At 68.9% G+C, this 23,866-nt stretch carries 22 protein-coding genes and 1 pseudogene; 12 read left to right on the top strand and 11 right to left on the bottom strand.

Features of this window, described 5'->3' with window-relative positions; all coding sequences use genetic code 11:
* Positions 1-8: 8 nt before the first annotated feature.
* Positions 9-2,372: a S9 family peptidase gene (locus FHS42_RS26905; RefSeq protein WP_184576386.1), complete on the top strand. Its 2,364-nt coding sequence runs from the start codon at positions 9-11 to the stop codon at positions 2,370-2,372.
* A 120-nt stretch (positions 2,373-2,492) separates the two neighbouring features.
* On the opposite strand, the gene FHS42_RS26900 is transcribed toward FHS42_RS26905, so the two are convergent.
* Complete coding sequence (locus FHS42_RS26900; RefSeq protein ID WP_184576385.1) at positions 2,493-3,365, bottom strand: helix-turn-helix transcriptional regulator; 873 nt, start codon at positions 3,363-3,365, stop codon at positions 2,493-2,495.
* Between the two features lie 198 nt (positions 3,366-3,563).
* Between FHS42_RS26900 and FHS42_RS26895 the strand changes: the two genes are divergently transcribed.
* On the top strand, positions 3,564-4,340 hold the full coding sequence (locus FHS42_RS26895; protein ID WP_184576383.1) for an SDR family oxidoreductase: 777 nt from the start codon (positions 3,564-3,566) through the stop codon (positions 4,338-4,340).
* A 299-nt stretch (positions 4,341-4,639) separates the two neighbouring features.
* Here the strand turns inward: FHS42_RS26895 and FHS42_RS26890 are convergent, their stop codons facing one another.
* Complete coding sequence (locus tag FHS42_RS26890) at positions 4,640-5,674, bottom strand: LysR family transcriptional regulator (RefSeq protein WP_184576381.1); 1,035 nt, start codon at positions 5,672-5,674, stop codon at positions 4,640-4,642.
* Between the two features lie 176 nt (positions 5,675-5,850).
* On the opposite strand from FHS42_RS26890, the gene FHS42_RS26885 reads away from it, so the two are divergent.
* Positions 5,851-6,936 carry a DMT family transporter gene (locus FHS42_RS26885; RefSeq protein WP_184576606.1) on the top strand — a complete coding sequence of 362 codons (1,086 nt, stop codon included), beginning with the start codon at positions 5,851-5,853 and terminating at the stop codon, positions 6,934-6,936.
* On the opposite strand, the gene FHS42_RS26880 is transcribed toward FHS42_RS26885, so the two are convergent.
* Positions 6,927-8,258, bottom strand: a complete 1,332-nt coding sequence (locus FHS42_RS26880) for an aminotransferase class I/II-fold pyridoxal phosphate-dependent enzyme (protein WP_184576379.1) — start codon at positions 8,256-8,258, stop codon at positions 6,927-6,929. The genes FHS42_RS26885 and FHS42_RS26880 overlap by 10 nt on opposite strands.
* A 113-nt stretch (positions 8,259-8,371) precedes the next feature.
* Here FHS42_RS26880 and FHS42_RS37485 point away from each other — a divergent pair.
* The 3 genes and pseudogenes from FHS42_RS37485 to FHS42_RS26870 form a co-directional block, all read left to right on the top strand.
* Positions 8,372-8,602: pseudogene (locus tag FHS42_RS37485) on the top strand (pyridoxamine 5'-phosphate oxidase family protein); the annotation flags it as partial.
* A complete protein-coding gene (locus FHS42_RS39415) occupies positions 8,588-9,265 on the top strand; it encodes a pyridoxamine 5'-phosphate oxidase family protein (RefSeq protein WP_446696885.1) in 678 nt (225 codons plus the stop codon). The pseudogene FHS42_RS37485 and the gene FHS42_RS39415, both read left to right, overlap by 15 nt.
* A 56-nt stretch (positions 9,266-9,321) precedes the next feature.
* Positions 9,322-9,969, top strand: a complete 648-nt coding sequence (locus FHS42_RS26870) for an FMN-binding negative transcriptional regulator (protein WP_184576375.1) — start codon at positions 9,322-9,324, stop codon at positions 9,967-9,969.
* Positions 9,970-10,161: 192 nt separating this feature from the next.
* Here FHS42_RS26870 and FHS42_RS26865 read toward each other — a convergent pair whose 3' ends face one another.
* The 3 genes from FHS42_RS26865 to FHS42_RS26855 all read right to left on the bottom strand — a co-directional run bounded on the left by FHS42_RS26865 (position 10,162) and on the right by FHS42_RS26855 (position 12,968).
* Positions 10,162-11,136, bottom strand: a complete 975-nt coding sequence (locus FHS42_RS26865) for a DMT family transporter (protein ID WP_184576373.1) — start codon at positions 11,134-11,136, stop codon at positions 10,162-10,164.
* 170 nt (positions 11,137-11,306) lie between these two features.
* Complete coding sequence (locus tag FHS42_RS26860) at positions 11,307-12,392, bottom strand: EamA family transporter (RefSeq protein WP_184576371.1); 1,086 nt, start codon at positions 12,390-12,392, stop codon at positions 11,307-11,309.
* A 12-nt stretch (positions 12,393-12,404) separates the two neighbouring features.
* Positions 12,405-12,968 (bottom strand): Clp protease N-terminal domain-containing protein, encoded by a 564-nt coding sequence (locus tag FHS42_RS26855; protein WP_221476928.1) that lies wholly within the window; start codon positions 12,966-12,968, stop codon positions 12,405-12,407.
* A gap of 394 nt (positions 12,969-13,362) precedes the next feature.
* Between FHS42_RS26855 and FHS42_RS26850 the strand changes: the two genes are divergently transcribed.
* Positions 13,363-13,959, top strand: a complete 597-nt coding sequence (locus FHS42_RS26850) for an HAD domain-containing protein (protein WP_184576369.1) — start codon at positions 13,363-13,365, stop codon at positions 13,957-13,959.
* Here the strand turns inward: FHS42_RS26850 and FHS42_RS26845 are convergent.
* The 3 genes from FHS42_RS26845 to FHS42_RS26835 all read right to left on the bottom strand — a co-directional run bounded on the left by FHS42_RS26845 (position 13,907) and on the right by FHS42_RS26835 (position 16,428).
* Positions 13,907-14,494, bottom strand: coding sequence for a PadR family transcriptional regulator (locus FHS42_RS26845; RefSeq protein ID WP_184576367.1), 588 nt, complete (start codon positions 14,492-14,494; stop codon positions 13,907-13,909). The genes FHS42_RS26850 and FHS42_RS26845 overlap by 53 nt on opposite strands.
* Before the next feature lie 461 nt (positions 14,495-14,955).
* Positions 14,956-15,345, bottom strand: a complete 390-nt coding sequence (locus tag FHS42_RS26840) for a hypothetical protein (protein ID WP_184576365.1) — start codon at positions 15,343-15,345, stop codon at positions 14,956-14,958.
* A 285-nt stretch (positions 15,346-15,630) separates the two neighbouring features.
* A complete protein-coding gene (locus FHS42_RS26835; protein WP_184576363.1) occupies positions 15,631-16,428 on the bottom strand; it encodes an SDR family NAD(P)-dependent oxidoreductase in 798 nt (265 codons plus the stop codon).
* Positions 16,429-16,487: 59 nt separating this feature from the next.
* On the opposite strand from FHS42_RS26835, the gene FHS42_RS26830 reads away from it, so the two are divergent.
* The 3 genes from FHS42_RS26830 to FHS42_RS26820 all read left to right on the top strand — a co-directional run bounded on the left by FHS42_RS26830 (position 16,488) and on the right by FHS42_RS26820 (position 19,417).
* Entirely contained in the window at positions 16,488-16,883 is a 396-nt protein-coding gene (locus FHS42_RS26830) for a MerR family transcriptional regulator (protein ID WP_184576602.1), read from the top strand.
* A gap of 380 nt (positions 16,884-17,263) precedes the next feature.
* On the top strand, positions 17,264-18,151 hold the full coding sequence (locus tag FHS42_RS26825; protein WP_184576600.1) for a phosphotransferase: 888 nt from the start codon (positions 17,264-17,266) through the stop codon (positions 18,149-18,151).
* A gap of 408 nt (positions 18,152-18,559) precedes the next feature.
* Positions 18,560-19,417, top strand: a complete 858-nt coding sequence (locus FHS42_RS26820; RefSeq protein ID WP_184576361.1) for a PhzF family protein — start codon at positions 18,560-18,562, stop codon at positions 19,415-19,417.
* Here FHS42_RS26820 and FHS42_RS26815 read toward each other — a convergent pair.
* Complete coding sequence (locus tag FHS42_RS26815) at positions 19,395-20,195, bottom strand: CPBP family intramembrane glutamic endopeptidase (protein ID WP_184576359.1); 801 nt, start codon at positions 20,193-20,195, stop codon at positions 19,395-19,397. The two genes, FHS42_RS26820 and FHS42_RS26815, sit on opposite strands and share 23 nt — an antisense overlap.
* A 293-nt stretch (positions 20,196-20,488) precedes the next feature.
* Positions 20,489-21,991 carry a glutamate-cysteine ligase family protein gene (locus FHS42_RS26810; protein ID WP_184576357.1) on the bottom strand — a complete coding sequence of 501 codons (1,503 nt, stop codon included), beginning with the start codon at positions 21,989-21,991 and terminating at the stop codon, positions 20,489-20,491.
* A gap of 505 nt (positions 21,992-22,496) precedes the next feature.
* On the opposite strand from FHS42_RS26810, the gene FHS42_RS26805 reads away from it, so the two are divergent.
* Positions 22,497-23,093 carry a hypothetical protein gene (locus tag FHS42_RS26805; protein ID WP_184576355.1) on the top strand — a complete coding sequence of 199 codons (597 nt, stop codon included), beginning with the start codon at positions 22,497-22,499 and terminating at the stop codon, positions 23,091-23,093.
* A gap of 319 nt (positions 23,094-23,412) precedes the next feature.
* Positions 23,413-23,619, top strand: coding sequence for a DUF5999 family protein (locus FHS42_RS26800; RefSeq protein WP_281392872.1), 207 nt, complete (start codon positions 23,413-23,415; stop codon positions 23,617-23,619).
* Positions 23,620-23,866: the final 247 nt, after the last annotated feature.

Raw genomic sequence — 23,866 nt, 5'->3', positions numbered from 1 at the left:
GTGTCGGGATGGACAACGCCACCGATTTCCCGGCCCAGTTCGCTCGCACCCACCGCTTCGCCCTGGGCGTTCCCCGGCAGTTCACCGTCTCGGCCGATGGCAGTCGCGTCTTCTTCGTCCGCTCAGCGAGCGGCAGCGATCCAGTCAGCTCGCTCTGGGTCTGGGAAGCTGGCAAGGAGCGCACGCTCGCCGACCCCCGGCTGCTCACGGGCGTAGGCGGCGAGGTTCCGGCGGCGGAACGGTTGCGCCGGGAGCGCGCCCGGGAGCGCTCGGAGGGCGTGGTCTCCTACAGCACCGACCGCCGGGGGCATGTGGCCGCTTTCGCGCTCCGGGGCGCGCTGTGGGCCGTACGCACTGACGGCAGTGCGCCGTTCCCCGTCTCGGCCGCTGGCCCGGTTGTCGATCCCCAGCTCTCCCCGGACGGGCGATGGATCGGCTACGTCACGGCGGGCGCGCTGCATGTAGTGGAACTGACCTCGCCGGCAAGCCCGGCAACGCACGAAAGTGCCCACCGGATGGGCGGCAGCACAGCAAGGAAGGCCTCGCAGCCGCCACACAGCGCGGCAGCGCCCAGCTCGGCCGGGGCTCCCGGGCCCCGGCAAGGCGGTGGAACGGATCGGCTACTGCTCGCACCGGAGGGCCCGGAGGTCAGCTACGGACTAGCCGAGTACGTCGCCGCCGAATCGATGGGCCGCAGCCGCGGCTTTTGGTGGGCGCCGGACAGCCGGGCCTTGCTCGTAGCACGGGTGGATGTCACCCCCGTACAGCGCTGGTTCATCGGCGACGCGGCGAACCCCCTCCAGCGGCCACGTGCCGTCCGCTACCCCTCGGCCGGCACCGCCAACGCGGACGTCTCGCTGCACGTCCTCCCCCTCGACGGCGAGCGCACCGAAGTGCGCTGGGACCGGGCGGCGTTTGAGTACCTGGTGACCGCTGGCTGGGAGACGGCGGTAGGGGGCGTACGGCCCGGCGCCGCGGGCTCCCCGCGGGGGGCCGCCCCGGCTGCTGGCTCGCCGGGGGCCGTCCGGCCCCGGCCCGTACTGACCGTACAGAGCCGCGACCAGCGCACGATGCGGGTGTTGACTGCCGACCCGGACACCGGCGAGACCCGCGTGCTGCACGAACGGCGGGACCCGGCATGGGTGGAGATCGTGCCCGGCATTCCCGCACGCACCACCTCCGGCGCCCGCGTGTGGCCAACGGAGACTGCCGACACCCGAGGGCTACGGGTGGCGCCGATAGGCACCGACGCCACGCAAACCGTCGCGAACGACGATTGCTCCGGGAGCCACAGCGCGGGGGCGACGATGACCGTGCAGGTGGCGCAGACACCCGCCGGGCTCCAGGTCGAGGCCGTGCTCGGCACCGATGGCGAGCGGGTGCTGTTCGCCGCGAGCGAGGAACCGACCGAACGCCATGTGTGGTCATTCGCGCCGGGCGAAGGCCTCCGCCGCATCAGCGAGGGCCCCGGTGTGCACGACGCGGTGTGCGGCGGCGGAACCGTGGTGCTCGACAGCCGCACGCTCGAAGGGGACGCCGTGACGGTGCTGCGGGACGGCGCACCCGTGGGGCGCATCGACTCATACGCCGAGGAGCCACTGCTCACGCCGCGCCCAACCTTCCTCCAACTCGGCGAGCGGGAGCTGCGCAGCGCCCTGTACCTGCCCTCGTGGCACACGCCCGGTGCCCAAAAGCTGCCCGTGCTAGTCGATCCGTACGGTGGACCGAGCATAGGTCTCGTACGGCGCTGCCGCGGCTGGTGGTCATGCGTATCGCAGTGGTTCGCCGAGCAGGGTTTCGCGGTCCTGGTCACTGACGGCCGGGGCACCCCGGGGCGCGGACCGGCTTGGGAGAAGGCCATCCACCGCGACCAGCTTACCTTCGCGCTGGACGATCAGGTGGACGCCCTGCACGCGGCAGCCGCCGACCACCCCAGCCTCGACCTCGAACGGGTGGCGATCCGCGGCTGGTCGTTCGGCGGCTTTCTAGCGGCTGCGGCCGTGCTGCACCGACCGGAGGTCTTCCACGCCGCGGTCGCCGGCGCCGCCCCCGCCGATCAACGGCTATACGACACACACTGGAAGGAGCGCTTCCTGGGCCATCCGGCTGAGGAGCCTGCGGCGTACGACCGCTCTTCGCTGGTCGGCCATGCGCATTTGCTGCGCCGCCCGCTGTTGCTGGTCCACGGGCTCGCGGACGACAACGTCGTGGTGGCCCATACCTTGCGCTTCTCGGCGGAACTACTGGCGGCCGGACGGCCGCACACGGTGCTGCCGCTCCCGGGGGCCACCCATCTGCCCGCGGACCATGCGGTCACCGAAAACCTGCTGCGGTTCCAGGCGAACTTCCTCCACCAGTCCCTCAGCGGCTAAACGCCGGGCCACCGCGTCCGTACGCAACCTACGAACGCCCGCCTGGCCAGGGTGCACCGTGAGCTCCGGCCACTGTTGTTGGCACGGCAGCACGTTCGACACGGGTGATGCCCTGCACGCTTAGCGTGCGTCTGCGGATGGAGTGTGCGCCGGCGGTCCTGGGGCATCCCAACTGCTCAGCAGGCGTAGGGCTTCGGCGGTGGGAGAGCCGGGTTCGGTGGTGTAGACGCACAGGGTCTGGTCGCTGTCGCCGGGAGGCTGGAAGGACTCGTAGGCGAAGTGTAGATCGCCGACCACGGGGTGGTGATAGTGCTTGGTGCCATGGGTTCGGCGCAGGACGCGGTGGTCGTTCCACCAGGTGGAGAACTCGGGTGAACGCAGGGTGAGCTCGCCCACGAGGTCGGCGAGCCGCCGGTCATGCGGATAGCGACCCGCTTCGAGGCGCAGGACGGCGACCGTCTCGGCGGCGATCTGAGGCCAATCCCCTACGCGGTCTCGGGCGTCCGGGTCCAAGAGGTAGTAGCGGGCGAGGTTGCGCTGTGGGACGGGAAGGGCGTCGAAATCGGTCAGGACCGCGCGCGCCAGGCGATTAGCGGCCAACACATCGGTGCGCCGGCCGAGGATGAAAGCGGGGACGTGCTCCAGGGTCTTGAGCACCAGATGCAGGCCCGGGCGGACCCGCTGCGGACTGGCGGGAGTGCGCCGGGCCGGGGCGTGCCGTACCAGCAGATCGGTGAGGTGCTCGCGCTCCGCGAGATCGAGCTGAAGCGCGCGGGCAAGGGCCTCGACGACCTCCGGGGAGGGCGTCCCCGCACGGCCTTGTTCGAGACGGGTGTAGTACTCGGTGCTCACGCCGGCAAGGCGAGCGACCTCATCGCGGCGCAGACCTGGCACCCGTCGGGCCCGACCGTCCGCTGCCAGCCCCGCCCGATCGGGTGTCATGCGGGCTCGACGGGAGCGCAGAAAATCAGAAATCTCGCTTCTACGATCCATGCCCCCAGTGTGAATCACCTGTGCGTTGCCGACTCCTCGCCGGGTGGCCCTGCCAGTACCTGCCTCCTCGGTACCTGCCTGCTGAGGGCCTGCTAGAGCACCTTCAATGCAGCTTCGAGGGTGGTGTGCTGGTGGCCGAGGCCGATGGATCGCCACGGCCCCGCTCCTTGCTTCAGCTCCCTTCGGAAGGTGTGCCCCATGTCCATAGAAACCCTCGCCAAGCCCCTGACCGGTCGCGTGGCGGTTGTCATCGGCGCCTCCAGCGGCATCGGCGAGGCATCGGCCGAGCACCTCGCGGGGCTGGGGGCACGCGTCGCCGTCTTGGCTCGACGCGCGGACCGGCTGAGCACGTTGGTCGCCCGGATCGAGAACAACGGCGGCACCGCCCTGGCGATCGCCGCTGACGCAACCGATGCCGCGGCGGTGCGATCGGCTGCCGACCGGGTGGCGGCCGAACTGGGCGGCGCTGACCTGCTGTTCAACAACGCGGGCGTGATGCTGCCCGCCCCCATCGAGGAACTGGCCGCCGATCAGTGGCAGCGGCAGATCGACCTGAATATCACCGGGCTGATGAACGCCATCGGCGCGTTTACCCCGCAGTTGGTCAAGGCTGCCGACGCGCGTGGCGTCGCCGACTTGATCAACACCTCGTCGATCGCGGCACAGAACATCTTCCCGAACTTCGCCGTCTACTCCGGGACCAAGGCGTACGTCACCCACCTCTCGCGTCATCTGCGGGTCGAGCTGGGCGCTAAGAACGTACGGGTGTCGGCACTGGAACCGGGCATCGTCGGCACCGAACTACAAAGCCACGTCACCGACGACGGGGTGCGGGAGTGGCTGGAGGGCTCCAAGGAAACGGTGGAGTGGCTCACCCCGCAGGACATCGCCGAGACCGTCGGCTTCATCGCCACGCTGCCGCCGCGCGTGAACCTCCAGCAGGTCACGATCATGCCCACCCGACAACCGAGCTGACCCACCTGATGCCTGCCGGCCCCGCCTGCTCCTAAGCCGGGCGGGCCGCGCCGGCACACTCGACCACCTTCGCCCGCACCGTGCCCCTTCGAGCCGCGCGGTCATTCTCCCCCGCACCTTGGCTCACACCGAGTGCCGCTCCGGGCTGCCGTGGGCGCTTTTGGGCGAGGCGCCCGCGCGGACGCGCAGCAGTTGGGCGGGGTCTTTACTGCGCCGCCCCGCCGCCGGCGCCGCCACGCTCCGGCGCCGCCACGCTCCGGGTTCCCCTCGCTCCGGGCCGCCCACCGGGCTCGGAGTCGTTAGGCAGGATGCTCCCCCGCCCCGGCACCGCCCCGCACGGCCGGCCTCACAGGCTCCGCCAGCCTCGTTCGCTCCGCCGGCTCTGCCGGTCCCGTGGACCCCACCGCCCGTGCGGGGCCCACGTCTGCTCTCGTGTCGAGCTCCGCCGCGGCCGTACGCAGTACGTCTACGGCCGCCCGGATGGACGGTCTACGGTCGGCGTCCGCCCGCCAGATGGCGTAGATATGCCGCCGCATGGTGTGCCGTACCGGCACCACCCGCACTCCTTCCGGAATCGGTCCACGTCCGAGTCGCGGTGCGACCGCCACCCCTAGCCCGGCCGCGATGAGCGCGAGTTGTGTGTGGTGCTCCTCTGCCATATGGCAGATACGGGGCTCGATGCCCGCGCCGCGCAGCGTGAGCATCAACCAGTCGTGGCAGAACTCACCCTTGGGCCAGGAGACCCACTCATCCCCCGCGAACTCCTCCAGGTCCACCTCGCTCCGGTTAGCCAGCGGGTGCGAGGCCGGCAACGCCACGTCGGCAGGGTCGTCGAGGAGCGGCGCCTTGACCAAGCCACCGGGCATGGGGAGGGGCTTGTTGTACCAGTCGAGGACCACCGCCAGGTCCACATCCCCGCGCACGACTCCCGGGACCGCCTCGTCGGGCTCCATTTCCCGAAGACGGGCACGGAGTTGAGGGTGCTCTTCACGTAGCCGGACGAGTGCGGCGGGAAACAGCCCGCGCGCTGCGGTGGGGAAGGCACCCAGCAGCAGCTCCCCCACGGCCTGACCACGCTGGGCTTCGAGATCGGACTGGGCCAGTTCGACCTGGGACAGGATGCGCGAGGCGTGATCGGCGAGGAGTCGCCCGGCATCGGTTAGGCGCACTCCTCTGCCGTTCTTGGCCAGGAGTTGCTGACCGGTTTCGCGCTCCAGCTTGGCCAGTTGCTGGGACACGGCGGAAGTGGTCACGTGCAGTCCATCGGCGGCGGCGCTGACGGAGCCATGACGAGCGACAGCGTAGAGCGTCCGTAGACGGTCCAGGTTCAACATGTAAGCGATACTACGTGATGGCGCCCACGAAAAGTCGCTTGTCCTAATTGGTTTCAACCACCATGGTGATAACCATGCGCACACCCTCCGTCCCACGCGCCACCCCAGGCACCCCCCTTTCCGCTAGCACCCCACCCCAGCCCGGCCAATCCGCAGCGATCACCACCGACCCGGCAATGGGCCAGGCCAAGACCCATGGCACCGGTTGCGCGCCGCTCCCAGATGGGCGGGCCGCGGTGACCGGCGAGTCACCGGACGCATCGGCGTCCACACCTGCGCAGACCGCCTACGCCACGGCCACAGAACCGTCAGGCACGGCCGCGTCCGCGCCTCCCGGCAGACACCGGCGGCTTTTCGACTGGCGCATACGGTTCGCCGTGCTCTCGCTGATCTGGGGCTTCAGCTTTCTGTTCATCAAAGTGGGAACGGACGGCTTCGCGCCGCTGTACGTGACCCTGGGACGGTTGCTGTTCGGCACGCTCGTCTTGCTCGTGGTGCTGGCCATCAAGCGGGAGCGGCTGCCGCGCGGCGCCCGCACTTGGGGCCATCTGACTGTGGCCGCGTTTTTGCTCAACGCCCTCCCGTTCTCGCTGTTCGCGTACGCGGAACTGCACATCTCCTCAACGCTCGCCGGTATTTGCAACGCCACCACCCCGCTCTGGGGCATGGCCCTCTCCCTCGTAGCGCTGTCGGAGGACCGCCCCACCCGCCGCCGCATCGCCGGCCTCGGCCTGGGCTTCATCGGCGTGTTGACCGTGCTCGGTGCCTGGCAGGGCTTCTCCGGTCAAGACCCGGGGGGCACCGTAATGGCGCTGATCGCCTCGCTCAGCTACGCGGTCGGCTGGATCTATGTGCGCCGCACCCTGGCGAAGGTCCCGCACTCCAATGTCTCCATGGCCGGCGGCCAACTGCTGCTCGGCACGGCCCAACTCGGCCTGGTCACTCCCTTCTTCGCCACCTTCCCGGACTCCCTCCCCATGCTTCCGCTGCTGTCCGTCCTGGCACTTGGCGTACTCGGAACCGGACTGGCCTTCCTCCTCCAGTACGGCATGGTCGCCGAGGTGGGGCCCACTACGGCGACCCTGGTCACCTACTTCATCCCGGTGATCGCGACAGCAGCAGGCGTCCTGGTCCTGGATGAGGCGCTGACCTGGAACACCCCCGTCGGCGCGGTCATCGTCCTCGCGGGCGCCGCACTCACCCAGCGCGGCCCGCGCCGTTCAACCCAGGGGCGCCCCGCGAAGAAGCCCCGTCAGCCGTAGCGTCCCGCGAGGGCCGGGCGTATCGCAGCCGCTACGGCGTCCGCGACCACCTCAACCTCCTCCACATCGATCGCCGATATGGTCAGCCTGATGCCCTGCGGGGAGGCCATCCGAAACCGGGCCCCGGGGGCCACGGCCCAACCGGCATGCAACATCCGGGAGACAGCGCCGGTCTCATCGGGGACCGGCACCCAGACGTTCATCCCGCTGCGGCCGAGCGCATCGATTCCCCGCTCCGCCAGCGCCTCGATGAGGGGGTCGCGCCGCTCGGCGTACGACGCCGCGACCTGCTCCGGCCGAACGGCCTCGGTCTCCCACAGCCATATGACCGCGTTTTGGAGCAGATGGCTCACCCAACCAGGCCCAAGGCGCGATCGGCCGCCTACCCGGTCCACCGTGACCGAGTCCCCGGTGAGCGTGGCTAGCCGCAGATCCGGTCCGTATGCCTTGGCCGTCGAGCGCACCAACACCCAGTGGTCGGTGGCTCCGGCCAGCGGATGCAGGGGCAGATCCACGATGCCATGTCCATGATCGTCCTCGATCAGCAACAGACCCGGTTGGTCGGCGAGCATGGCGCGCAGCTCTTGGGAGCGCGCGGCACTGATCGCCGCTCCGGTGGGATTCTGCGCACGACTGGTGACCACCAGCGCCCTGGCGCCCTGCTGCACCGCGCGCTCCACCTGGGCGGGCAACGGGCCGTCTTCGTCCAACGCCACCGGGACGGGCCGCAGCCCGAGCGCGGGGATGAGGTCGAGCAGGCTGCCCCATCCCGGGTCCTCGACCGCCACCACATCACCCGGTCGCAGATGGGCCGCGAGCACGCGCTCTATCCCGTCGAGCGCGCCCGAGGCAACGATGATCGGCCCATCCGGCACCCCATCGGCCAGCAGCGCGGCACGCGCCAGTCGCTCAAGGCCAGGGGAAATCAGCGGCGCCCCGTAGAGCATGGGCTGCTCCTCGTACTGCTCAGCCGCCGCTGCCAGCGCCTGCCCGAGCCGAGGTAGCAGCGCGATATCCGGGTTTCCCGTCGCCAGGTCCCGAGTGCCATCGGGCACATCGACGCCTATCATCTCCCGCGCCGTGCTCGCCGGGCGAGGTCGCACTCGACTACCCCGTCGCCCAGCCGTCTCGATTACGCCGCGGTCACGCAGATGCCGGTACGCAGCCGCCACCGTATTGGGGTTGACTCCCAGCTCGACGGCCAACTCCCGCATGGGTGGCAATAGTTCACCGGGAGCGAGCCCGCCCACCCCGACGGCCCGCTCCACGCTGGCGGCGATTTCCACGGCACGCCGCCCTTCGATCCGATACTCTCCTAGCACAAAGCCAAGTATGCACTAATACAAAGGAGAAGGCAATGGCCGCCGCCGAATCCGCCGTCCCCCCACTCGCCGCCGCACCGCCAGCGTCCGGCAGGGCCGCCGACGGCACGGCGCCTGGTGCGTACGAACCGACCAACCGCACCGTCCCGACCAGGGACCGTGAGCGAGCCTCGTACGACCGCGACCTGGTCCACTCGCTCCTTGACCAGTCTTACGTATGCCATCTCGGCTTCATACGGGATGGCGCCCCGGTCGTCCTGCCGACGCTTTACGCCCGGGTGGGTGAGCGCCTCTACGTCCACGGTTCCACGGGATCGCGTCCGCTACGCATGGCGGGTGCAGCGACGCCAGCACCCGCCACCGACGAGGGAACCGCGCCGGCGCCCGACGTCGACGAGGGGACAACGCCGACCGCGACGGCCGGCGAAAGCGCGCAAAGGCCGGCATCGGTCACGGGGGAAAGCTCCAACTCGCCGGCCGCAACCGCAAGCCCCTCAGCACCTCTCGCGGGCCCGGGCACCGATCCTGCGCCAACGGCCCCACCCACCGATGGAGCCATCCCAAAGGACAGGCAGGCCGAGCAGCAGCCGGGCCTTTCGGTGTGCCTGACCGTGACCCATCTGGACGGCGTGGTGCTCGCGCGCTCGGCGTTCCACCACTCCATCAACTACCGCTCCGTCGTGGTGCACGGCATCGCGCGCCAGGTCACCGACCCGGCCGAGCGCACCGCCGCACTCGACGCCCTGGTCAACCATGTGGTGCCAGGCCGCGCCGCTGATTGCAGGCCCGCGAACGCCAGGGAATTGGCCGCCACCGCCGTGCTCCGCCTCGACCTCGCGGAGGTGTCGGCGAAGTGGCGCGAGGGCGGCCCCAACGACGAGCCCGAAGATCTCGAACTGCCGCACTGGGCCGGGGTACTGCCCGTGGCCAGGCACTATGGCACGCCGCTGCCATCGGATGACCTCGCCTCCGGCATCCCGGCCCCTGACTATCTCCCAGGCCACTGACCGGGCGCGAGACCAGCACAGAACCAACGGAGAACCGCAAGAAAGGCAGCGCACAGATGCTGATCCATCCCTGGGACGCCGCACAGGACGACACCGAGTGGCAGTCGTGGCTGGCCGGCCACGACTTCGGCCACCTGGCCGTCAACGGCCCACCCGGCACCCCGCCGCTGGTGCAACCCACGCATTTCGCGTACGACGGTGAGCGCCAGGAAGTGCTGGTCCACCTCGCTCGCCCCAATCCGATCTGGCCGGCGATCGAGGCGCACCCGGAGGTCCTGCTGAGCGTCGCGGACGACTATGTCTTTGTGCCAGGCCCATGGATGGCCGCCGACGGCACACCACCCGAGCACGGCGTTCCCACCAGCTTCTATGCGGCAGTGCAGCTCAGTTGCACCGCGCACCTCGTCGATGATCCGCACGCCAAGGCGGCGCTGCTCACCCGCCAGCTCGCGCACTTCCAGCCGGAGGGCGGCTCCGCGCCCGTCGCCGCCGCGCAGGAACCGTACGGCAGCGCCCTGTCCGGCATCCGCGGTGTGCGGCTTGAGGTGACGGGCGTACGGGCGAAGTTCAAGTACGGCAACCACAAGTCGGAGTGGACCCGGCAGCGGACGGCGGACGCGCTGACCTCGCGCGGCGCGCCGCGCGACGCCCAGGCGCGAGCGCACCAGGTACGGCGCGGCGCCTGGGAGCCCACAACGAGCTGACCAGTTGCTGCCAGCGGTGCCAGCGGTGCCAGCGGTGCCAGCGGTGCCAGCGGTGCCGCCAACGGCCGTCCGCTCCGGCCCGGTGCGTACGTGCAGCACTCGGCTGCCCCGGTCAAGCACCCGGCGCCCACGGGTCGAACATGCCGGTCCAGCCGGCGCGCTCGACCCGTGGCAGGTCGGCCGGCAGGCCGTTCAGCTGGCTGGTGCGGTGCCGCCTCCGGCCGCGCCAGCGCCCCGTGCCTCGGCCAGGGCCAAGGCGGCGACCGCGCACAGCAGCACGGTGGTGCCGATCACCGTCGCGGTGGTAAGCCGCTCATCGAGCAGCGCGACGGCGATGACTGCCGCCGTGACGGGCTCGATGAGCGTGATCACGGAGACGGTGGTGGCGCGCACCACGGCCAGCCCGGTGAAGTACAGGCCATAGGCCAGCGCCGTGGGCACCGCAGCGATGTACACCATGAGTCCTATCGTGTGGCCCAGGTGGTGCGCCTGCGGTAGCGGACCCTCCGCCAGCGCGAGTGGCAACAGGCACGCAGTGCACACGGCGAACGACGTCAGCGTGGTGGTGTACGGATCGGAGCCGCCGCCGTCACGACCCAGGTAGCGGGTGTAGACGGTGACGGTGGCGTACCCAGCGGCCGAGAGCAGCGCGAGCCCCACCCCGGCCGGGCGTACAGCGCCAGTCCCCTCACTGCCCAGCACCAAGACCAGCAGGCCCGCAAGTGCCCCGCTGACGGCGAACACGCCGCCGAGGCCGAGCCGTTCCCCGACAACGACCCGCCCGGCCAGGGCAACCAGCACCGGGGCCGCGCCCAGCGTGACGACGGTTCCGACTGCGAGCCCGGTGGATTCAACCGCCTCGAAGTAGGCGGCCTGGAAGACGGTGAGCCCCAGGCCGGTGACGAGAACGCGCAGCGTACGGTCGCGCCGCGAGGCTCGCGGGCGCGGTGCGATCGGCCCCCGGCGGCGGGCGCGTAGCAGCACCACGGGAAGCATGAGGACGAGGCCGCCCAACGTGCGCCAGAAGGTGAGCGCGAGGGGGCCGAGGCCGCTGGTGTCGTACAGCAGCGAGGCCGCCGCACCGGCGGTGCCCCAGGTGGTGGCGGCGAAGGTGACGTAGGCCAGCCCTCGGCCCACGGGCAGGGCGGAGGGCACAGGAGTAAGCACGAATGTTCTCCCACGGAAGACAGCTGAGTTCAGCTTGAGTTGGTCGCGTCGTCCCGTATGCGGGCAGCGTCGAACCGCTCAGGGCCTCGCCCCGAACTCGGTCTTCCGGTGGTGGCCGCCCGCCTTATGCGGCAGGGGGCGGCAGAACAGTCATCGGCATGATGATCACACTAGGTGATCTGCGAGTTGCCGGACAACTCCGTCTCGACATCCGGTCCGCCCTCGCCGCGCGCACGGCCGTCGCCTGTCGTGGGGCGCTCCTCGTGGCGGGTGTCCGCGTACGGTTGCCGACCGTCCGCACTGGCCGCCTCGGCGAGCACCGAGCCCGCAACCGGCGTGGCCGGGGCGCGTTGAGGGGCCGAGGTCTGGGCGATGAACGCGCCTACGAGCACCACGGCGCCACCGAAGATCTGGGGCGCCGACAGCTGCTCCCCCAGCAAGACCCAGGCCAGCACGGTTGCCACCACTGCCTCAAGACAGGCGACGACTCCAGCCACGGGCGGTGACAGATGGCGCACCGCGAGGACCCCGGTGAGGTAGGCGACAACGGTGGCCACTAGCACCATCCAGGCCAGCAGCAGCACGGCCGGGACCCGGGCGTCGTTCAGCTGCGCCCGCCCACCGAGCACCGACCAGTCCATTCCCCACGGCCGGGCGATGGCGGTGAGAACGAGCGTCCCGAACAACAGGCCGTACGCAACGACACCCAGCGGATCGACCGGTTCCGCATCACCGCCGCCATGGTCGGCGAGAAGGAAGTAGCCGACCTGACAGCAGGCCGCCCCGAGGCCGAGGAGGAGCCCGATGGCGTCGAAGCTCAGTCCCGCCCACAGTTCGACGACGCAGGCCAGACCGCCTACGGCCAGTGCCACACCAACGGCAGCGGCGCGGCTGACCGGCCGGCGTTGTACAAAGCGCACCCAGCCGAGCAGCAGCGCCGGCCCGAGGTACTCGATGAGCAGCGCGACACCTACCGGGATGCGGGAAATCGCCGCGAAATAGCACGCCTGCACACCCGCGACGGCCAACAAACCGAACCCGGCCAACAGCGCAGGTCGCCTGACCACCAACTGACGGTGGTGCCAGGCGACGGGCAGCAACAGCAACGCCGCGCCCGCCGCGCGCAGCCAGGTCACCTCAAGCGGTTCGAGCCCGGCTTCGATGAGTGGCTTGGCAGCGATGCCCGAACTGCCGAAGGTGAGTGCCGACGCCAGGGCGTAGCCGAGGCCGGCGCCCCTTCCTTGAGACACGTGCATCGGCACATCATGTCAGCCGTTGACAGGACCGTCATCGAGTTGACTCCTGGCAACCTCAGTAGCCAGCCGGGCCGACTCCGCAGCCAACCGCAACGCCAGACTGTCCAGATCCACGCCAGCACGGTGCAGCACCTCCACCGCGCGGCATTCGCGGTCGTCGGTGACCGCGACAAAGAGGTCAAACCCCTGGGCCAGCACGGCGCCGCGCGCTCTGGCCCGCTCGCCCGCTCTGGCCACAGCCGCCTCCACGGTCGGTGACCAGTGGGCGCCGCCCTCACGCATCCGCGGTACGGCTCCGGAATCCTCGACGGTGCCATACCACGACAGGCCGTAGCCGATGGTCCGCTGCGCCAAGTAGCCCAGCAACCGGGCCACCTGGGTCGGGCCGCCTTCGAGAGAAGCAGCCACACACGGAACCGTCTCCAACAGGGTGTGCAACAGATGTGCGGTGTCGATCTGACGGTCGCCATCGCGCTGGGCACGTCTGCGAGCGGCGGCGATCACGGACGTCAGCTCATCGCTGAGCCCTACGGCCGAGGCACCCGCGCCGCGCACAGCAGCATCGGCGCCGTCCAGGCCGGCAGGGCCGCCGGGCCCGCTGGGGCCGGCCGGACCAGCCGTTCCTGCCTGGCCGGAGAAGGGAGTACGACTTTGCACACTCCCACCACATCAGTCTCCGCAGCCCGAAACATCCGCGCAGGGGAGCATTGAGGCATCCAACGCTGGTTGGGCAACAGCGGGCAAAGCCTCATCCTTGGGGAGGAGAGCCAGTGCTACGCCTTGGGGCTGGGCTGCGGTCGCACGGGCGCCCGCAGCCCTGGAGCGCAACCGCTATCCGTATCGGCCTCGTCCTCCACTGACAACGGTTGTGGGCCGCCCGGGACAGCAGCGTGCGCCGCCTGGCGCGCCGCACGCGGCTGGCTTCGCGCCGCACGCGACCGGCTCGCCGCGCGACTGGCTAAGGAGACCCATGGCCACCCGACCGCTGCTCTTCCTCGATATCGACGGCGTGCTCAACCCAGTGCTTCCGGCCGCCGGCTTCACCGCCCACGAGGTGCTGGACTTCACCGTCTTACTGTCCGACCAGCACGCCGACTGGCTGCGACAGCTCTCCCAGACGTACGACCTCATCTGGGCGACCACCTGGGAGCATGACGCCAACCGCCATATCGCGCCGCTACTCGGAATGGACGCGCTACCGGTCGTCGAATTCACCCACTACCGGCCGCAGCCCGATGACCCCAAGCTGCCCACCATCGACCTGTTCGCGGGCCGCAAATGGGCACCCTTGCTGCGCTTCGCGGCGGGGCGCCCATTCGCGTGGGTGGACGATGTCATCCCGGAGCGTTTGGTACGTCGCTGCCGCTGGCGACGAGACCGGCTACTGCTGCCCATCGACCCGGCGTACGGGCTGACCCGTGCCCACGTCGAACGGCTGCTCGCCAGGCCGCCCGCACCGCGCCGACTGGCCGCGACGCGGGCGTGGAAGCGACAGCCGCTCAGTCCTCGACGGCTTAGTCTTCGCCGGCGAGGATCAGGTAAAGCTTCTTACGCGCCTCGCCGATGACCGCGAGCGCCTCGGTCCGCTGCTCCTTGGTGCCCGTCTTCCAGACCTGAGCCAGCGCCTCCATCACGCTGATCCCGGCCTGCCTCATCTCCTGTGCGGTCTCCCAGTCCACGCCGCGGCCGACATCCTCCCAGGGCGCCTGCGGCCCGGCCGCCGCCTCCGCGCGCCCCTCGTCGGTCAACGTGAACAGCTTCTTGCCCCCTTCGCTCACACTGGTGATCAGCCCCTCGTCCTCCAGTAGTTGGAGGGTGGGATATACCGAACCGGGGCTCGGCCGCCAGGCGCCACCACTGCGCTCGCCGATCTCCTGAATCATCTCGTAGCCGTGCATCGGCCGATCGCGCAGCAGTGCCAGGATCGATGCCCTGACATCTCCGCGCCGCGCCCTGCCACGCGGCCCGCCTCGCCCCCGGCCGCCGAAGAGCGGCCCTCCAAAGGGCGGCCCGAACGGCCCGAACGCGGCACGCCCTTCGCCGTCGCCCCGGCCTGGCCCGCAGTGCCCGCCGCCGCCGTGTCCATGTCCGAACCCACGCATGATCGCGCTCCTTTGCCTTGCGCTTGCTCGGTGGCGCATTCCACCACCGTCGCATCGTTGATCGATCGCGATGCGTCAACGATATATCGGGAACGATCGACTGACAAGGTTCGGCGCGCGTTGATTCCCTTGTCCTTTGACGCTGAACATGGACCGAATGCCAGGGGAGTTGGACAACCACTACGTTTCTGCCATCGATGTTGGACCGAGGGGGATGAGGGCAGCGTGGGGCGCCGGCTCTTGCATACGGGGACGCTGCGTTGTCGGTCTTGGAGCTGGAGTTTCTTGAGCGGGGACGTCGGCGCCGGCAGACCTTGGATCAGGGGTGAAGTGCGCCGTTCGAGGCCGTGGAACCGGTCCGGGACTTCCATTGGGCCAAGGGGGTGGAAAGCTTCGCGGGTTGGTACTACCGCGCAAAGGCCCGGGACCGCGTCGGCTACGAGTCGTGGCTGGAGCGGGGATCAGCTCATCCTGATGGACCGCGATCCGCAGGTGCTGGCGATCGCCTCGCCGCCATTCTGGCCGCACTGGCATGACGGCACCCGCGACGTTGGCACACGCCGGACTACGTCGCGCGGCCCGCCGACGGCCGCGCCCGCGTCGTGGAGGTGCGGGCCGATGACCTGGTCGATGCCGGTGCAGCCGAGGCCTTCGAGGCGATGGAACTGGCCTGCCGGGCGGTGGGCTGGGAATTCATCCCAGCCGGGACGCCCGATCCGGTCCTCATGCCGAACATGCGATGCCTGGCCGGCTGCCGGCGGCGCCGGTGTCTGCGGTGGTTGATCGCGGCACGGCTGCCAGAGGACCACCGGACAGATCCGGTTGACCCGCTCGAACTTCTGCCGAGCCAAGCGCGCTTACCGCCGCAAGAAGGGGAAGCTCGCCGCCGACGCCTGACTTGAGCGGTGGGCGTGGCGAGCGAGCTGGTATGCCCCGGTACACAAGCTTGCGCCGCCCGGATTGGCCCGGCCTCCGCGAACGGTGACACCCGGGAACTACCCACCCGTGGTGGTGGCGCATGAGCACATGAGGTGTACGTGTCCATCGACAGGGCGATGGCGATGTGGCCGCCACCATGTTCTCCTGCGGCCTGCTCAGCCGACCGCAGGAGAACGGCACCTACCGGGCGGAGGCGGTCATGCGCCGAGGCCTTGGCCAAACCCGCCGTCCACGGGCAGTTCGATGCCGGTGGTGAAGGTGGCTTCGGCAGCCAGGTACAGCGCGGCAGCGGCGACCTCTTCCACGGTGCCTCCCCGGCCCATCGGCGTGGAGGCGTTGCCCTGTTCGATGAACTCAGCGCGTTGCTCGTCGGTCAGCTCGCCAACGCCCATGGTGGGGGTGAGGATGAAACCCGGGGCGATCGCGTTGACGCGGATCTTGCGAGGGAGCAGTTCGGCGGCGAGCACCTTCGTGAAGGCGGCGACGGCCTCCTTGGCCCCGGAGTAGGCGCTGAGACCGGGGAAGATGCGGTCGTTGGAGACGGTGGTGAACACGATCGACCCGCCCTCGGACATCAGTGGCGCCAGTCGCTGGACGGTGAAGAAGGCGCCCTTGGCGTTCACGTCGAAGATGCGGTCCCACGATTCTTCGGTGACCTCTTCGAGCGTCTGGAACTCGGCGATGCCCTGGTTGATGAACAGGTAATCGATGCCACCGAGGCGGTCGGCGACCTGATCGCGCAGGGCGGCGATGGCGTTGATGTCGGTGGCGTCGGAGCGCACCGGGTGGGCCAGCGGGGTGTCGAGCGCCACCTGGGCCTCGGCGAGCCGCTGATCGCTGCGCCCGGTGTACACCACTTCGGCGCCGCGGTCGGTCAGGGCTTGGACGATGGCCCGGCCCATGCCGATGGTGCCGCCGGTGACGACAGCCCTTTTACCCGCCAGGGGCTTCGGATCGATGGTGGAACGTGCCTGGGTGCTGTGATTCGTTGTCATGGCAGGTAAGCTAAACCTTGACGTCAATGTCAGAGTCAAACTTCTGTGGCGGGAGTCACATGTTCATCGGCGAGCTGTCGAAGCGGACCGGCGTCAGCACCAGGAGCTTGCGGTACTACGAGCAGCAGGGGTTGCTGCGACCGCAGCGACGGGCCAGCGGCTACCGCGAGTTCGATGAGCCGGATGTGGCCGCGGTGCGCCGAGTCCGCATCTTGCTCGCGGCCGGGCTGAACACCGACCTGATCCGGGAGGTGCTGCCCTGCATGACCGAAGAAGGAGCCATCCTGGCACCCACCTGCGAGGAAATGGCCCAGGACCTCGAACACGAACGCGAGCGCCTGAGCCGCTCCATCGACCAACTACAAGACGCTCACGCGATGCTCAGCTCGATCATCCACGCAGGTGAAGCGATCGCCGCCGGGGCTGACCGCAACGGCCCTCCTAGCAGCAGATGAAGCCGCTGCTCGATGCCGACGCCGCCCAGCTCACCCGAACCGCGACGCAGTCAGCTCCAATCGCCGACTCAGGCGCTCACTCGCCCACTGAAGTGCTCAGTCGCACTGACCAGTCCAACTTCAGTGGCAAGCAATCCGACTTCGGTGTCGGAGCACATCCCTGACCCGTCTCAATGAACGTTGATGCCATCTCAAGCACGTCGAACTGGTGGGATCTCGTCTCAACGAAGATCGGCAACCCGCCGGTTTGTCTCAGTGAGGGATGACCGCTTCGGGTACGCCGCGCCGTATAGACGGTCGATGATGTGCCGGGACACGGTAGTTGGCACCTGGCCGTGCTGGTTGGTATCGCCCTCGCTCATCTATGCCAGGATTCGCCGGTGGAGATATCCGACCTCACGCGCGCGATCGCGGCTGCAACATCGGTCGCCGCATCGCTCGACCTGCCAGCCGACGACGCAGTCGTTCTCCACAACTCGAACAGGCTCGCGCTGCGGCTGACGCCGTGCGACACCCTTGCCCGGGTCGCCCCAAGGGGGCCGGCTGCACAACTCGAAGTCGACTTCGCTCAACGGCTCGCCGAGGCCGGATGCCCCGTGGGCGCCTTGGAGCCTCGGGTGGACCCGCGTGTGTACACACGCGATGGCTTCGCAGTGACGTTATGGAGCTACTACGAGCCCGTGACACCTCACGTTTCAGCAGTCGGCTACGCCGAGGTGCTGGAGCGGCTACACGCCGGCATGCGCGAGGTCGATGTGCCGAGCCCACGGTTCACAGATCGGGTCGCGGAGGCGGAGGAAGTCGTTGCCAACCCGGATCGCTCGCCGGAGCTCGCCGACGCGGACCGCGTGTTCCTCAGCAACAAACTAGAAAGCCTGCAACGAGTGATCGAAGACCACGGCGCCGTGGAGCAGTTGCTCCACGGCGAGCCGCATCCGGGCAATGTGCTCACCACGAAGAACGGCCCGTTGTTCATCGACCTTGAGACGTGCTGCCGTGGACCGGTCGAGTTCGATCTCGCTCATGTCGCAGAGGCGGTCTGCGAGCATTATCCGAGCAGTGACCAAGGACTGCTGGACACGTGCCGTCAGCTCGTCCTCGCGATGGTCGCAGCATGGCGTTGGGACCGTGGCGACCAGTTTCCGAACGGGAGACGATTCGGGGAAGAAGTCCTTCACTTGCTGCGAGAGGGTCCTCCGTGGCCGACACTCGACGCGGTGACCAGGGAACTGAACGGTCCGTGGACATCGCGAGGGTACCTACTGTGATGTCCCCTCTTCGCCAGATTCGCCAGTGCCAACAACCCCGCCAATTAATTGCCGGTGCCAAGTAGCGTGGCCAGACCGTAGGAATACCCAGTTCACGAGGACCGATCAGTGCCAACTCTCGTGTCCCGGCACAGATGCTCGTTTCGGTTACTGGTGTGTCTTCGGTGTCTCAGGCCCGCTGTGTGATCAGCCCTCCACCGGGTGGCCGAAGTGACCGCCCATCCCCGTCAGAGCCACGTCCGCACGAGCCGCGTATCCCTGCTGGAGCAAGGCCACTCAGCCGCACAGGTACGAGGCCAACCTCACCCAGTAGGCCACGAACCCATCCGGCGAACTACGCGCCCAAGAGCGCCACCTACGCCGCATTGGCCTTGGTGCATCCCGCAAGTGGCCACTTAGGCTCGCTCTATGCGTATCCGAATCGTTGACGCCTTCACGGACCGTCCCTTCTCCGGCAACCCGGCCGCGGTCGTCCTTCTCGACTCGAAGTCCTTCCCCGACGACGGCTGGCTCGCTCAGGTGGCGGCCGAGGTCAACCTGTCAGAGACCGCCTTCGCCCATCCGCTGCCCGACGCGCCGGACGCAGATTGGGCGCTGCGCTGGTTCACCCCGACGACCGAGGTTTCCCTGTGCGGCCACGCCACGCTGGCCACCGCCCATGTGCTGCACTCCACCGGGGTGGCCACGGGTACGGTTCGGTTCGCCACCCGCAGCGGGGTACTCACCGCCACGGCATCTTCCTCCGAGGCCGGTCTGGAAGCCGCCGGCCGGGGCGCGATCACGTTGGACTTCCCCACCGCGCCGCTTCGTGCCCTCCAGACCCCGCACGGCCTCCGCGCCGCGCTCGGTGCCGAGCCGGTGGCCTGCTACGACACCGGTCCGCAGGTGGGAGATTTGCTGGTGGAACTCGCGGACGAGGCCACCGTTCGGGAGCTGGCCCCCGACCTGGCAGCAGTCGCCCGCCTCTCACATCGTGGGGTGATCGTGACCGCGCCCGCCCAGACGCCCGATGCCGGCTATGACTTCGTGTCACGCTTCTTCGGCCCCGCGTCCGGCATCGATGAGGACCCGGTGACCGGCAGCGCCCACACCGCGCTGGCACCGCTGTGGTCACCGCGGCTCGGTCGCACCGAACTGACCGGCTACCAGGCCTCGGCGCGCGGCGGGCGAGTACGCACCCTGCTGCGCGGCGACCGTACGCTCCTTGCCGGCGAAGCCGTCACCGTCATCGACGGCGTGCTACTCACTGCTCCGGAAGCCAACTGACCTTGCCCTCAAGCAGCCCGTAGCCGCCGAAGGCCACCATGTCGATCAGAGCATGGGCGGCGACCAGCGGCCCCACACGCCCCCACCGCCGGTAGAGCAACACAAAGATCACACCCATCGCCAGGTTGCCGAAGAACCCACCGATGCCCTGGTAGAGGTGGTACGAACCGCGCAGCACCGCACTGGCGGCGAGCGCTGCCATCGGCCCCCACTCCAACTGCCCGAGCCGCCGCAGCAGATACCCCACCACGATCACCTCTTCGAGTACCGCGTTTTGCGCGGCGGACGCGAAGAGCACCGGGTATTTCCACCACACATCGGGCAGCGACTCGGGCACCACGGTGAGGTTCGCCCCCGCGGCGCGGGCTCCGATGTAGAGCAACAGCCCCGAGCCGCCGATGCCCGCCGCGACGAGCGCGCCCCAGCCCAGGTCGAAGCGGCGAGCCCGCAGGTCGAATCCGATGGCCCGCAGCCCTGGGCCCTCTCTGAGCAACAGGTGAGCCACCAGCGCGACGGGTACCAGCGCCGTCGAGATGCCAAAAAGCTGCCAGGCGAGGTCGAGCCAGGGCCGGCCAGGCGCCTCGGAAGAGTTGAGGTTGGCGGTCTGATCGCTGAGCCCTCCGGGCTCAGTGGCGGAGCCAACGAAGTCGATCAGCGCGGACACCCCGCTCGCTCCCAGCGACACGGCCAGCACCAACAGCGTCTCGGTGCCCAGGGTGCGTTGCGACAGTCCGCCGTCCGAAGCCGAACCGGTCACCTCACGCGCCTGCGACCGCATCACTGCCCTGCCTCCAAGACCTCAACCTGCCGGGGATGGCGCGATAGGCCACGCGATACGCGGGCGACGCCCCACCTGGAAGGTCTTAGCTTGCCTGACGACCGGCCTCCCTACGACACAGGGGCCACGCCCGCGAGGTGGTCACCGAGCCCGTGCGCGGCGCCCCCTCCCACAGGTCGGCGTACTCACATCCGTCAGCACTGAACTCCCACGCCCCCGGGAACAGGGGCGCACAGGCAGAGGTCTGGGACCGGCCGGCACCTGCGCCGCCGCGATGGCCACCAACGCATCTCTCAGTCCCCGACCCCCACGGGCCAGGCGTGCACCGGCTCCCCGGTACGCATCAAGGCGCAGTAGCGGCGTGTCATGGCGGCCAGGGCCTCGTCTCGGGCCAGGCCCGTGGCCATGGCCCGGTGGTAGGTAGCTGCCTGCCAGGACGCGCCGTTGACCCGTCTGCAACAGCGCTCGGCGATCACCCCGAGATACCGGTCCCGATCTGCCGGCTCCACGCCCCACGCGTCCAGACCCGCCGCGGCCAGCGGCAACAGCTCTTCTTGCACGAGTTGTACGGCCGACACCCTCGCTAGTGCCCCGGAGCGGCCAGGCCGCGGCCAGCGCAAGCTGGCCTCGATGCCGTCCCGGCACGCTACGTCGAAGTTGTCTGTCGCCACCTCGAAGGGAAGCCGCGTCCACACTGGGCGCGGCTGCTCGGCGAGCGCCCTGACCAGGCCGTAGTAGAGGGCTGTGTTAGCAATGACGTCGGTGACCGTGGGCCCCGCGGGCAACACCCGGTTCTCCACCCGCAGATGAGGCACCCCACCGGACACCGCGTACACCGGTCGGTTCCAGCGATAGATGGTGCCGTTGTGCAGGGTGAGTTCCGACAGTTCGGGAGTTCCGCCGTCATCGAGCACCTTCTGCGGGTCCTCATCCCCGCTGACGGGCAGCAGCGGCGGGAAGTAGCGGAGGTTCTCCTCGAAGAGGTCCTGTGCAGAATCGATCCAGCGCTCTCCGAACCAGGTACGGGGCCGTACGCCCTGCGCCGTGAACTCCGGTGGCCTGGTGTCAGTGGACTGGACGAACAACGGGGGCCGCGACTCGCGCCACAACTCCCGGCCGAAGAGGAAGGGCGAGTTGGCACCCACCGCTATTTGAACCGCCGCTATCGCCTGCGCCGCGTTCCACACGGCCGCGAATCGGCTCGGCGTCACCTGGAGGTGCAACTGCACTGACGTACAGGCCGCCTCCGGCGCTATCGAGGCAGAGGTGCAGGTCAACCGCTCCACACCGGCGATGTCGATGGTGAAGTGCTCGCCCCTGGCCGCCACCATCTCATCGTTGAGCAGCCGATATCGGTCGGCTCGGGAGAGGTTCGCGGAGACCAGGTCGTGCGCGCCCAAGGTGGGCAGTATGCCGATCATCACGAGGCCGGCGGAGACCTCTCCGGCTTTTCTATCGGCATAGGCAAGACCGGTGCGCAGTTCTTCCGACAACTGGTCGAGGACCCGTCCATGCAAACGGTGGGGAACGATGTTCACCTCCAGGTTGCACTGCCCAAGTTCCATCTGGAAATCTCCGCTCGCAATGCGTTCGAGCACCTGGGCGTTCATCATCTTCGGCGCACCGTCGGAACCAGCGAGATTCAATTCAATCTCCAGACCCATGAGATTCTTTGGGCGCTCGAATCGCTTCTCTTTCAACAGTCGGACGAAAGCATCGAGGCATTGCCGCAGCTTTTCGCGGTGCCGTTCTCGATCGGACAGGTCGAACCCGCCTGCCACGACCTTCTCCCCCATAGAAGCGTCCCTCCTAGACTGGGTCGCGGCCACAGCAGCCGCATGGGGCCCGACTTGGGGCTACCGAGCCGGGATGAGTCACGGTCGATGATGCCCAGGCAGTGTGATCGATAACGCCCCGCCCAAGCTATGGGACAGCTAAGCTCTGCATAACGAGTCCAGTGGCACAGTCCGCAGGCATAAGGCGACGTACCAGCTCGCCCCTCCTTTCGTGGCAGAAAACACAGGCGGGTTTCGGCCTTCCGCTTCCGCGATAAAAGCCGCGGTCAGCTTCGTATTGCATGGCACAGAAACGGATCAATCACCACAACGTAAGGGCCTGATATGGCCTTGGCGAGTTGACCGCGAGTGCATCGCCAAAGGTATAGGGAACACCCTTCGTATAAACTCTGCAATCGAGGCAGAGAGTTGGCGTCCTGGCAATGAGTGCCGGCCCACCTCTGACCCCGCGCACAGACCGCGCCGTCCGCACCCCGTAGCACATGTCTCGAAGTGAGAGGCGACTATGCCGCTGCATGTCCCCCCAGCCCCAGCGCCCGCTTTACGCAGCGTCCTCACGGCCCTCGGCTCCCCCACCGCCGTCCGTGAGGCCCGCACCCCGGCCCTGCGATCCGAATCGGGCCCACTGACCGCCGAACGTCCGCTGCCCGTCCACGTCCTTGACCGCGTGTCACCGCGGGGCGAACGTGGCGCGACGCCCACCACCCGGCTCACCGGCTGGCGCTTCCTGATCGCCAGCGCGGATCGCGCCGTCGCCGCGGCCGAGGCGATGCTCACGCCCGACGGCTGGGCCTTCTCGCACTTCTGTGAGGGCCCGTATGTGACCTCGACCGAACATGCCCTGTTGCGCGCTGAAGCGTTGCCCACCGCGTACCAGCCGAGGCTGCTGTCCGTGCCCGAGCTGTACATGCTGACGCTGTGGCTGCATCACGACACGACGGCCGACGCCGGCGCCGGTCACCCGGCTCAGACCGACTTGCTGGTGCCGCTTGCCCCGGCGCCTCCCGGGATAGCCCCCAACGTGCCGCACCGGGTCGCGGATCTCCTACCGATGCTGACGCTCCGGCTTCCCCCGGGGCCCTTGCTGGGGTCGCCCGCATGAGGACCAGGAAACCGGGCACCCACCGTCCCGCGACGGCGCAGGTCGCGGGGCGTGTAACGGTGCGGCAAACCCCACGCACATCCGCCCAAAGGGACTAGTCCTATTTGGCTACCAGGAACCACCCATCGGGATGGTCTTGTCTGTAGCAACCATCCCGATGGGTGACGCGTCTCTCACTGGAGAGAAGTGCTGCCGCTAAATGCCTGCGAAAACACGCTCGCAGGGCAAGACTGAGGCCAATCAACAGTTACGGGGGGCGGCAATGGACACCGCACCGAGCCGCAGGACAGCTACCGCATCGCAGCGAAAGAACCCTTCCATGTGCCAGCACCAACCACCGTGCCCGACAGCCGACTCTGCTGATCGGGAGGCGGCCCACCTGGTGGCCCACCATCCCGAGCAAGGCTGGAGCCTGCTGTGCAACGGCGTCCTGCTCTTCGAGGACACCGGGGAGTTGCTGCCGAACGGACAGGTCATCGACCCGCGTCGCCCACTGGGCACCGCGCACATCATGACCGCCGCGTAAGTTCGGTTCAGCTACGTCAGGTTCACCACGACGGGCGCGCTTCACACGCACGTCAGCACATCACCGTCGTACGACAGTGGCCGCTGAGACGCGGAGGGCCGTACGACGGTGCCCCTCAGCACGGGGCACGACGCACCATGCAAGTCACACCGATGTACGCACCATGGAGCACCGACATATGAGGGGCCGGCCCGGCGTCACCGCCGCACCGGCCCCATCGCATGTCAGCGCGGGCACCCCGGGGCCC

Source organism: Streptomyces zagrosensis (assembly GCF_014203645.1).
Classification (GTDB): Bacteria; Actinomycetota; Actinomycetes; order Streptomycetales; family Streptomycetaceae; genus Streptomyces; species Streptomyces zagrosensis.
This window is presented reverse-complemented; position numbering and strand designations above follow the sequence as displayed.